This window comes from Paenibacillus sp. Paensp38, assembly GCF_059491915.1.
Genome location: NZ_CP168516.1, coordinates 4573716 through 4585061 on the forward strand (window position 1 = coordinate 4573716; position 11346 = coordinate 4585061).

The window sequence follows — 11346 nt, forward strand, 5'->3', positions numbered from 1 at the left end:
TGATGAGAAAAAGATTTCAATGGAGTACTTTGGTGCTGGTAGCTTTATCTTGTCTGCTCGTCTTGGCAGGCTGCGGAGGCAAAGAAGGAGCGGCAACGTCGGGAAATGAGCCGGCAGCAGCCAACGGGCTGGAAGCGATCAAACAGCGTGGCAAACTAGTCGTTGGTGTGAAATACGATACCAAGCTGTTCGGACTGAAAGACCCGGCTAGCGGAAAAGTAGAAGGCTTTGATATCGACATCGCCAAGGCTGTAGCCAAACATATTTTTGGCGATGAAGCCAAACTTGAACTAAAAGAAGTCACGTCCAAAACACGAATCACCTTATTGCAAAACGGGGACATCGACGCCATTATCGCGACGATGACCATTTCGGATGAACGTAAAAAGCAGGTTGATTTTAGCGACGTCTATTTTAACGCCGGGCAATCTCTACTCGTGAAAAAGGGGAGCCCCATCACCGGGCTGGAGTCCCTGACCCCGAATACCAAGGTGCTCGCCGTGAAAGGCTCTACTTCCGCCAAAAATATCCGTGAAAAAGCACCAGAAGCGACGATATTAGAATTCGAAAACTATCAGGATGCTTTCAATGCCCTCAAAGCAGGTAAAGGAGAAGCGTTAACTACCGATAACTCTATTCTGCTCGGCATGCAGAAGCAAGATCCGAATTATATTCTTGTAGGCGGGAACTTCACAGAGGAACCTTACGGCATTGCAGTAAAGAAGGGACAAACCGAACTGCTACAAGCCATTAATGATACGATCAAGGAACTGAAAAGCAACGGTGAATACGATAAGCTCCACGAGCAATGGCTTGGGGTTAAGCCCGAATAGTATTCTTGTGAAGGAGCCGCGCTTGCGAGCTCCTTCCTTTCTTAAGTCTGGATAAGGAGGTATACCTGTAGATGCTTACTTTTGATATCAACGTACTTTTCGATCATAGCGACCGTTTCAGAGAAGGCTTGCTTCATACGGTTCAAGCTAGTGTCATTGCCTTGATCGGAAGCTTTATTCTGGGAGCTATTATTGCCATCCTCCGAATTGCGCCTTTTAAATGGCTAAACTGGATCGGTACCGTCTATGTAGAGGTCATCCGCAATATCCCATTGCTGATCGTCGTGCTGTTTTTTTATCTGGGGCTTCCCACTTTGGGCATCCCTTTGGACGGATTCGTATCTGGAACGCTTGGATTGACCGTATACACAGCCTCCTTTATTGCTGAAGCCATACGTGCCGGCATTCAATCTGTGCCCAAGGGGCAATTTGAAGCGGCAAGGTCCTCCGGGTTGAGTTACAACCAGACGATGATCAGCATTATTTTACCGCAAGCCATCAAAATTGTGCTGCCTGCGATCGGCAACCAATTCATTAATCTGGTCAAAAACTCTTCCGTGCTGGCTATTGTGGCCGGGCTGGACCTCATGTATTACTCGGACCTCATTAACTCGGATACCTTCCTGCCCATCACAGTCTACGTCATCACGGCGTTGTTGTATCTTATCTTGACAGTTCCGCTTAGCTTTCTTGTACTGTACATGGAACGGCGTCTGTCCAAAACATCCTAAGGAGGGAAGCCTGTATGGATTTCGGTGGATTGTTTGTGTGGCCTAATGTGCGTTTTATACTGGAGGGCTTCCTGCTCACGCTGGAGGTTGCTATTTACTCTATCGTGTTCAGCTTCGCTCTCGGTATCATGTTCGGCATCCTGCGCTATACCCGCTTACCTGTCATTTCACAGGTTGCAGCCTTTATCATTGATCTCATTCGCAATCTTCCATTATTGCTCATTATTTTCTTCATCGGCATGGTTTTACCATCTATCGGTCTTTCCATTTCCCTCAAGTGGGCAGCGATTACAGGCCTGTCGATCTTCGAGGGAGCCATGATTGCTGAGATTGTGCGTAGCGGTCTGAATTCGGTCCATAAAGGACAGGTGGAAGCCGCACGTTCCTCTGGTCTAAGCTATTCTCAAACCTTATGGCATATCATTCTGCCCCAAGCGCTTCGTCGCATGGTGCCCCCGATTGTCAGCCAGTTCATTTCCCTATTCAAGGATACCTCACTGGCTGTCATTATCAGTTTGCCGGAGCTGACGCATAATATTCAGATTGTCGGTGGGCAAAATCAATCCTTTGTCATTCCAGCCCTGCTGTTCGCAGCTTTCCTGTACTTTGCTGTCAATTACAGTATGTCACTGATTGCACGCAGGCTGGAAGTTCGTACACATTAAAGCTCGTGATACTCATCAGGGTTGCCACTAGTTGGAACGCACGGTTAGTACAGCTTGTATCTCTTTAATCAATTGCTTCAACGCTTCTCCCTGATAACGGCCAGACCGATAAACCAGCTCTAGCTGACCCTGGAGCACGTCGCACAAAATAGGTACAGTGCAAAATTGTGAGTGATCCAATTCTGTTGCAAGGGACTCCGTCTGTAGGGTTACGGCAAGTCCATCCTGCACCCAGCGCAGGATGGAAGGTATGGAATTGGTCTCCAAGACAGTTGCAAAGGGATACCCGTGATCACGGAAGCACTTCTCAATCAGTTTCCTGCCGGGATGACACTCTGGCTGCATCCCCCAGGGTACATGCCTCAATTCGTCCAGCGTAATGGAAGAACGGTTGGAAAACACATGCTCTACCGGAACAACAAGACAGTAGTTCTCCGTACGAAGAGGAAGCTGGACAAGCCTTTCATCCGTACCCGAATGCAGCGTGATGCCAACATCCACTCGGTTATCCAGCAGCTGTTCTGTGACATCAAATGATGGATGGATGTGCAAGCTGACTCTAGGAAATGACTGATGAAAATGGATAAACATTTCTTGTAATGGTTCCTCCAGCTCCGGTAATGCGATACCAATCCGCAAACTCCCGCGTTGCTCGGTGCGCAACTCCTCAATGGAAGCCTTTGCTTGCTGTAAATCCTTGAGCGCATGTGCACTGTGTTGCAGCAACAATTTCCCGGCATCTGTCATCTTAATTTTCTTGCCTGCACGGTCAAAAAGAGTCATGCCCAATTCCTCTTCCAACGCCTTAATTTGCAAGCTAAGTGTGGGTTGGGAGATTCCGATCTTTTCCGAAGCTTTCGTAAAATGCAGTTCCTCGCATACCGCAATGAAGTATTGAAGCTGACGTATCTCCGTCTTCCTTCTCTCCCTTCGAGAATCCCCAGAATGATTGCATAAAAGGTCAAAAGAAGCGCAAAATCGGATCAAACCGGTTCGCGCTTCTTCTTCAGGTTATTGCGCTTTTTTTAGATTATTGGGCTACTTCTGCTTTTTCCGCAGTCAACGTAATATTCGCAAACGTGTCTGCATCATACTCCTTGCCACGGGTAATATCGTAATTGGCTACCCGATTATTCACTGCCTCCAACGAGTAACGGAATAACGTCGGTACAATGGGTGCCTCCTCGCTCATATACGCCTGCCACTGATTGTATATATCTTTACGATAATTGTCGTCAAAGGCTTTCACAGACACCCCTTCCTGCAACAGCTTATCATTCTCTTCACTGGTAAAGCGCGAGTAGTTAAAGCTGGCTCCGCGTCCATACAGCCCACTAGGGTTTACATCTGTACCTGTACTCCATGCGCCGCCAAAAATATCAATGCCAGGGTCATCCTTCTGCACACGGTCATAGAAAGAATTGAACTCAAGCAGACGGCCGTCCACCAGCTCGACATGAAGCCCGGCATCCTTCCAATTTTGCAAATAAAACTTCGCCAGCGATTCGGCTGTCGCATCCCCGCTCATTGCCGCATAATGGAGCACCAGTTCCTTGCCTTTGGGGTCCTCACGATATCCATCTCCATTGGTGTCCACATACCCTGCCTCGTCCAGCAGCTTTTTCGCCTTGTCCGGGTCATACGTGATGCCCTTTGCATTTATATCATGATACCCCTTAAAGGCAGGCGGAATCAGGGACGTTGCTGGAATCCGAAGCCCATGATATAGCTGCTTGCCGACCTGCTCGTTATTCAGCGCATAGCCGAGGGCCTGACGTAATGACTTGTTCGCCAGCTTGGCGTTCGGGTCTATGATATTTAGACTCTTGGCCTGATCGAATTTGCCCATCTTAAAGCCCACATAGCTATAAGATAATTCCTCCTGACCGAGAAACTGTACATTTTTTGGATTGCTGGCCTCATTGTAACGGGTGGTTGGATAGCTGGCCCAGTCGACTTCTCCACTTTTCAGCGCCTCGGTAATGACATTCGGGTTCACCACCTTCAGATGAAGGCCATCCAGCTTGGGTACACCGTGAAAATAATCCTCATTTTTGACAAATTCCACAGATTCACCTGTAACCATGGATTTAATTTTGAACGGCCCATAGCCAATCGGATTTTTACGGACAGGGTCTGATCCGGCCATATCTTTCACGGGGATATTCTGAAACACCTTTTTCTCCAGGGGTGTAGACCAAAGTCCCGATTTCACCGAAGGATTAGGTTCCTTGAAATGAATGGTAACCTCTTTCTCATTGAGCACTTTGATGCCAGAAATGGTTTTGGCCTTACCCGAGTGATAATCTTCCATACCCACAATATTCGTCATAAAACTATCATAACGCGGACCTTCGTAGTCTTTATGACCGATCACTTCATAGGAAAAAGCATAGTCCTCCGCCGTTACGGGATTACCATCCGTCCAGTTCAGTTTGGGATCAATTTTCACAGTCACCGCCTTATTGTCTGGGGAAAAGGAAATCGTCGCCGCCCCTTTATTGTCAATATTCAGATTGGAGTCAATCGAAAACATAGAAGGATAAAAAAACTGGAAGACTTCAAAATCAGGATTGCCTTCATAAAATACAGGATTCAGAATGCCTTCAAAAGGGGTATCAGACACGAGTGCATAATTGATGATGCCACCCTTAATCGGGGCCTTATCGTTCTTGATCGCCTTCGCCAGCGCTGTCGCATTCACCTGTTTGCTGTCGGACCCTGAGCCGCCTGTACCGTCAGACGATTTCCCTCCATTTGAAGCGGAAGGCGAACCGCTGCATGCCGCCAATGAAAGTACCAAAATTGCAGCTAGAACAGGCAGAATCCCTTTTTTCCAGTGTTTAACCATTGTAAATCCCTCCTTGTCATTGTCCTTATCCTTGAACTTCGGTTAACCCAATCGTTGTCTGGCATCCGTGGCGCGTTTGAGCGCCTGACCGATAAAGTTAATCGCCAGCATTAGCACCAAAATAAGCAGCGAGGCAGGTAACCACATCCACCAGCTGTTCTGCAAAACATCCGGGTCATTCGCGTAACTCACCAGTGTACCCAAGCTTGGAGTAGATTCCGGTAAGCCAAAGCCGAGATAAGAAAGCCCGGTCTCAATCCCGATATTCCCCGCGAGACTGAGGGTCAGATTGACGATCACGACCGAGCTAAGATTGGGCAGCACGCCAAACCAGATGATTTTCCAATTGGGTGTGCCAAGGGTTTTGGAAGCCTGCACATAATCCAGTTCGCGCTCCGACAACACCTTCGCCCGGATCAGGCGTGCTTTTCCAATCCATAAAAAGGCAGTCATGATAAAAATAAAGGACCCTATGCCGCTTTTGGGTACAATGCTGACAAATACGATGACCAACATCAAAAATGGAAGCACCAAAATAAAATCAATAATCCGCATGATGATGTTATCGACCATTCCCCCATAAAAACCAGCCAGTAAACCTAATGTTAAGCCAATAGCGGCGGATAACAATGTAATCGTAAAGCCAATAGTGAAGGAATTGCGGGCTCCAATGACCAGTTGGCCGAAAATATCTCTGCCCGCTCGATCTGTCCCCAGCCAATGCACTGAGCCTGGAGCTTCACGAATCGCGCCCAAATCGACCGTCGTGACTACATCCTGATTTACAAACAGGACAGAGGCATATATAAAGATCAAGAACAGAATCACAAAGCCAATGGAAACCAAGGCCATTTTGTCACGCACCAGCTCACGACGTAGTACAGACCAACTGGATGGTGATTTACGAATGATTCCCGGCGTGAAAACCTCCTCCACCTGTATAGACACCATAATCCCTCCCTTTCTCTAGACTTGTTCGCTATTCAATTCGAATGCGGGGATCGACCTTGCTCAGGATGACATCAGATAAAAGGGTCCCTAATAGTGCCAAGAAGCCAGAAATCATGACCAGCGCGTTCACGACTGAAAAATCCCGTTGAGTGATGGACTGAAGAAATAATTGGCCCAACCCCGGATAACCGAAAATAGATTCAAGAAAAATGTTGCCTGCAATGACTCCCGTCAGGTCATAGCCCAAAAAGGCAGCAATCGGCAATAGAGAGTTTTTGAAAATATGGCGGGAATAAATTTTACCTTCGGGTACCCCTTTGGAACGCGCTGTTTTCACAAAATCCTTCAGTCTTGTGTCAATGACCTCATTGCGCAAATACTGAATCGTAGCCGTTGTACTGAGCAATGCGCCTGTAACCGCCGGTAAAATGAGATGATACGACTTGTTCACGTAATATGACCATGCCCCCGGCTCCACACCTACATCCACACTGCCGCTGGTTGGAAACCAGCCGAGCCTAAAGCCGAATACATACAGCAGCAGCAACGCGAGTATAAATAGAGGTGTCGCAAAGCTGAGATAGGTATAGCCCACTACGGTTTTGTCCAGCAGACTATGCTGATAACGACCGCTGAGTACGCCGAGCGGGATGGCGATCAGATACGTCAGAACCAGAATGACTACGCCCAGAAAGAACGTGTTCCCCAGACGGCTGCCAATCAGATCGGTAACGCTAATTTTATGTACATAAGATTTGCCCAGATCCCCGTGAGCAAGCTGGACGAGCCAGTTCCCATACTGCATCCACACCGGGTCATTCAGTCCCAGTCTTTGTCGCTGCTCTTCCAGTGCGGCCGGATTCAGATTGGGTGTCGAAGTAATAAGTCCTGTCAGGGCATCCCCCGGCATAGCCTTAGCCAGGAAAAATATAAGCACGCTCAGTGCAAAAAGTTGAGGGATCATAACCAGTAGCCGACGCAGTGTAAATTTCCACATATTCTGTACCCCCTTATGGTAGCGCGACTTGATGGGATGGACTTACTGATTTTAGTGCAAACGGTTTTCCACTCGCGTCTAGATGTTTGGGTAGCTCTGTTTTGTAGGAGGATAAAAGCATTCGCCTTTTTTGAGCATTTTCCAGCCGTTTTGTAGGATCAATATTGGGAATGGTTGCAATGAGGCGCTGGGTATACAGATGCTGTGGACGCTCATAAATATCTTGCTCGCTCCCCTGCTCCACTAGACGGCCCCGATACATAATACCGATTTGGTCGCACATATGGCGGATAATACCTAAATCATGGCTGATGAACAAATACGTCAAATTAAATTCCTGCTGCACATCCTTCATAAAATTAAGCACCTGTGCCTGCACGGAAACGTCCAGTGCTGACACTGGCTCATCAGCAATGATCAGCTTGGGGTTTAATGTCAGCGCACGCGCGATCCCGATCCGCTGTCGTTGCCCCCCGGAAAATTCATGCGGATATTTATAGGCTGCATCGGCGTTCAAGCCGACCTTTTCCAGCAACGTCTGTACTTTTCTCCGTTCTTCCTCACTACTCAGCCTTTCAAAATTTCGCAGCGGTTCAGCAATGACATCCAATACGCGCTTACGCGGGTTAAGCGAAGAGTATGGGTCCTGAAAAATCATCTGAATATCTCTACGCAATGGATGACGATTGTTACTACTTAGAGCTGCAAGGTCCTTTCCTTTAAACAAAATCCGTCCGCTCGTCAGCTTATTTAGACCGATGATCGTCCTGCCTGTCGTCGTTTTCCCACAGCCAGACTCCCCCACCAGCCCGTAGGTCTGGCCTGCCTCAATGCTGATCGACACGCCATCCACTGCTTTCACCTGATCGATAACACGCTGGAAGAAACCACCGCGCACCGGATAGTGCACCCTCAAATCATTTAACTCCAGTAGTGCCATGAGCAGCCTCCCCCTTTGCCTCGTCTTCAAAATGAAAATGCTGATAACATGTACAACGGACCCAATGTCCAGGGGAAATTTCATTTAATTGGGGATGGTCTTCATGCACCCTCTGCTGAATCCAGGGAATACGTGGAGCAAAGCGGCAGCTATTGCGGGGGATATCTTGTAATGAGGGAACAATGCCGCCGATGACATGCAGTGATTCCCCCTTGGTATGCGATCCCGGCATGGAAGCAAGCAAAGAACGCGTATACGGATGCTGTGGATGCCTGAATAATTCAAAAACATCAGCGCTCTCCACGATTTCTCCGGCATACATGACCACCACGCGGTCGGCTACTTCTGCCACAACACCAAGATCGTGCGTAATCAGGATAATACCGCTCCCAGTCTCCTGTTGAAGCTGTTTGAGCAAGTCGAGAATTTGCGATTGGATCGTTACATCGAGCGCAGTCGTCGGCTCATCTGCAATAATAAGAGAAGGTCGGCAAGCTATGGCAATCGCGATCATCACACGCTGCCGCATCCCTCCTGACAGTTCATGCGGATACTGATCATACACACGCACTGGATTCGGTATATCTACACTTTCCAGCAGCTCCAGCACACGTTCCCTTTTTTGCTTCGTAGATAGTGACGTATGATAATCGAGATTTTCCTCAATCTGCTTGCCAATGCTCATCAACGGGTTGAGTGCTGTCAACGGGTCCTGAAAGATCATGCCAATTCCCGCTCCGCGGATTTTATTCATTTGCCCTGAGGAAAGACGGTTCAAGTCCGTTCCTTTAAAAAAGACCTCCCCCTCTACACGCGTGCGTTCCATGTCATGCAGTTGCGGGATCGAAAGCGCTAACGCGCTTTTGCCACAGCCGGATTCTCCGACTACAGCCAGCACTTCATTGGGGTTGACCGTCAGATCCAGATGGTCGACTGCGGGGTGATATTGATCCTGGATGCGAAAAGATACGGATAATCCTTTAATTTCCAACACAGGTTCGGTATTCAATGCGCGCTTCCTCCATTCTCCATGGTCTTGTCCCGCTTATTCTCACCATGTTTGATGTTTAAAACCTCTCATGAACATTACATACCGTTTTTGTCGGAATAATTTGAATACATCCTATCACCAGTATATGGATATATCAATTAAGATTATGCTATCAACATCATTTAAAAAATCAATGATCCAGCAATAGTGCGGCCTTTCTGGCACAAAATGTAATGAAATAACCAACCACAGGTTAATTTTCATCACAAAAAAAGTCGCCTGATCCCTCAGCAGGGATCAAACGACTAACTAACCCAAGCTCACATTGAGCTCCTGACAATATAATTTACGAAGCCGCTCCATAGGAGCCAGACTTGAATGTTCTAGGATCGTACCATTTGTAGCCTGCTGCCGGAGCAGACCAAGGCTCAGGCTGTGGTTCCGTGGACGCCGCAGGCTCTTCGAATGGCAGAAGCTTCGTTGGTTGATCCAGAGTCAAACCTGCCACATCGGACAATTTCGTGTAGTCCTGCTTCCATGCAAGCCATTGAACCGTTTGCACCAGGAAGGTTGAATCATCCACTTCTTTGAAGCCATCATATGTCTTCTTCGACTGTCCGTTTTCCTCACGCACATATTTCGGTGTAGCATCTTCTACAGGGGAAGAATCACCGATGAATGCCGCCTTGCCTTGGCCTACCTTGGAGATAGCGGCATAAGGTCCTTCCGCACGGCCCCCGCCGTTATAAACCCCCTGATCTACCGCATTCCCCCATTTTTTCGTGCCTGAAGGGATATAAGCAATGCCTTTAGCCTTGGTAGGATCAATAATAGCCAGCGTAGATCCTGCATGCATGGCAATCGAGCGCACACCCTTGGTAATACCGAAAGATTGATCTGCGGCTACAATGTCGGTAGCATTCACATCACCGAGCGCATTGTAACGGAAACGAACGCCAAAGTTGGCCGCCAGCCAATCGGAGCTTGTTAATCCTTGCATTGCCGGTGATGCAGCCTCTTCTGCAGTCATGCCTTTGGCCGGATTAGTATAGGCTCCACGACGGTAGCCATTCATAACCTCGGAGGAATCCCAACGGTTTTTGTTACGGTCCGCATTATAATGATCGGAGATGAAGAAGACGCTCCCTCCGTTATTCACGTATTGCAGCAGGGCAGCCTGCTCGGATGCCTTAAAGGCAACATTCGCTTCACCAATAATGAACACATCATATTGGCGCAGCTTGTCATAGGTTATGGCCTGCTCTCCATAAGTAAAAGGAATGGGACGATTTAATGGGTCTACCGTAAAGCCTACATTACGCAGTCCATTGGCAAAGTCGGAGAAGGCGCCTTCAATGACCCAATCTGCTGCACCAGCGGTCTGTGCGTGCGTATTATCGAACAGCACCTTTTTGCCTTTTCCATCCGGCAATGTAGTACCGGGTTGACCCGGGTTGCCAGGTTCAGGTTCGCCTGGTTCACCTGGTTCCCCCGGCTCGCTTCCGCTCACCAGTTCAACAGCGCTTGGGCTTTTCACTCCACCAAAATTATTGTAGGCGCCAAGTGTACCCGTCACACGAATTTTGCTGCCGATCAGCTCAGGATGGCCTGACAGCCCAAATTGCCCTCTGTACGCGGATGTCAGCTGTACATCCAATAGATTAGAAGTGCTACGTTCATTAGCCTGGTCAGCAATCAGTACGTTAAAATCATTCGCAAACGGAGAAGAGAAGTTAGCCGTTTTCGATCCGGTAGCATGTCCGACGATATAACCTTCTACCGTCACCGTACCTCCACTGCTTTGGCCCTGAAGTGCTTCGGCTACTGTCAATGCTCCCTCTGCCTTGACCTGACCGAACGGAACGAAGATCCCGATCAGCAGTGATGCGATCGCTGCTAGATGCAGCATCCCTTTTAAGCGTGAACCTGTGAACCGCAAGCCTTTTACCATACGTCAATATCCCTCCTATGATTTCCATAAATGTACTTGTCCTCTATCAGATTAGCCGCCAATCTTCTAATTCCTTCCTGATTTCATCCATAATTATGTAAACTTTAATCTTTTTTATTGGAAATGCACCTGTTTATGTAAAAATTAAACCCTGTGATTGACACCGAGCACGTCATACATTACGCTAAGAAAGACATGTAGAACGGTATACGCGAATGAAGATGACGGGAGAGTCTGTCCAGGGGGCTTACACTCTGGCGGCACCGAAGGAGCAAGACGCCAGCACCCGGCTGGCGGATAATCTCTCAGGTCCATGTATCGTCATCTGACGCAACTCTGGAGAGAGCGCAAGCCACCCAAGGGGTAAGGCGGTAAGAACACCGCACGAAACTCTCAGGTAACGAGGACAGAGATAAGGGAAACTTCCTTATCCTGT

The 11346-nt window shown here is 48.2% G+C and carries 10 protein-coding genes and 1 riboswitch; of the genes, 3 read left to right on the forward strand and 7 right to left on the reverse strand.

Annotated elements, in window-relative coordinates:
- The first annotated feature begins 2 nt into the window (after positions 1-2).
- From ACEN8J_RS20200 to ACEN8J_RS20210, 3 genes are all read left to right on the forward strand, one after another.
- A complete protein-coding gene (locus tag ACEN8J_RS20200) occupies positions 3-833 on the forward strand; it encodes a transporter substrate-binding domain-containing protein (RefSeq protein ID WP_495593895.1) in 831 nt (276 codons plus the stop codon).
- Between the two features lie 71 nt (positions 834-904).
- Entirely contained in the window at positions 905-1564 is a 660-nt protein-coding gene (locus ACEN8J_RS20205) for an amino acid ABC transporter permease (RefSeq protein ID WP_307351781.1), read from the forward strand.
- Between the two features lie 14 nt (positions 1565-1578).
- Positions 1579-2229, forward strand: a complete 651-nt coding sequence (locus tag ACEN8J_RS20210; protein WP_340884134.1) for an amino acid ABC transporter permease — start codon at positions 1579-1581, stop codon at positions 2227-2229.
- Positions 2230-2256: 27 nt separating this feature from the next.
- On the opposite strand, the gene ACEN8J_RS20215 is transcribed toward ACEN8J_RS20210, so the two are convergent.
- The 7 genes from ACEN8J_RS20215 to ACEN8J_RS20245 form a co-directional block, all read right to left on the reverse strand.
- Positions 2257-3216 (reverse strand): LysR family transcriptional regulator, encoded by a 960-nt coding sequence (locus ACEN8J_RS20215; protein WP_165147906.1) that lies wholly within the window; start codon positions 3214-3216, stop codon positions 2257-2259.
- Positions 3217-3259: 43 nt separating this feature from the next.
- The gene (gene opp4A / locus ACEN8J_RS20220) at positions 3260-5080 is read right to left on the reverse strand and encodes an oligopeptide ABC transporter substrate-binding protein (RefSeq protein WP_495593896.1); all 1821 of its coding nucleotides are present in this window, start codon (positions 5078-5080) and stop codon (positions 3260-3262) included.
- A 42-nt stretch (positions 5081-5122) separates the two neighbouring features.
- A complete protein-coding gene (locus ACEN8J_RS20225) occupies positions 5123-6031 on the reverse strand; it encodes an ABC transporter permease (RefSeq protein ID WP_069010733.1) in 909 nt (302 codons plus the stop codon).
- A 28-nt stretch (positions 6032-6059) separates the two neighbouring features.
- Positions 6060-7028 (reverse strand): oligopeptide ABC transporter permease, encoded by a 969-nt coding sequence (gene opp4B / locus ACEN8J_RS20230; protein WP_029514667.1) that lies wholly within the window; start codon positions 7026-7028, stop codon positions 6060-6062.
- A gap of 13 nt (positions 7029-7041) precedes the next feature.
- Positions 7042-7968: an ABC transporter ATP-binding protein gene (locus tag ACEN8J_RS20235; RefSeq protein ID WP_209949239.1), complete on the reverse strand. Its 927-nt coding sequence runs from the start codon at positions 7966-7968 to the stop codon at positions 7042-7044.
- A complete protein-coding gene (locus tag ACEN8J_RS20240; RefSeq protein ID WP_069010731.1) occupies positions 7946-8977 on the reverse strand; it encodes an ABC transporter ATP-binding protein in 1032 nt (343 codons plus the stop codon). Before ACEN8J_RS20240 ends, ACEN8J_RS20235 begins: the two co-directional genes overlap by 23 nt.
- Before the next feature lie 328 nt (positions 8978-9305).
- On the reverse strand, positions 9306-10910 hold the full coding sequence (locus ACEN8J_RS20245; RefSeq protein WP_341038431.1) for a DUF6359 domain-containing protein: 1605 nt from the start codon (positions 10908-10910) through the stop codon (positions 9306-9308).
- Between the two features lie 215 nt (positions 10911-11125).
- A riboswitch (glycine riboswitch) is annotated at positions 11126-11241 on the forward strand.
- Positions 11242-11346: the final 105 nt, after the last annotated feature.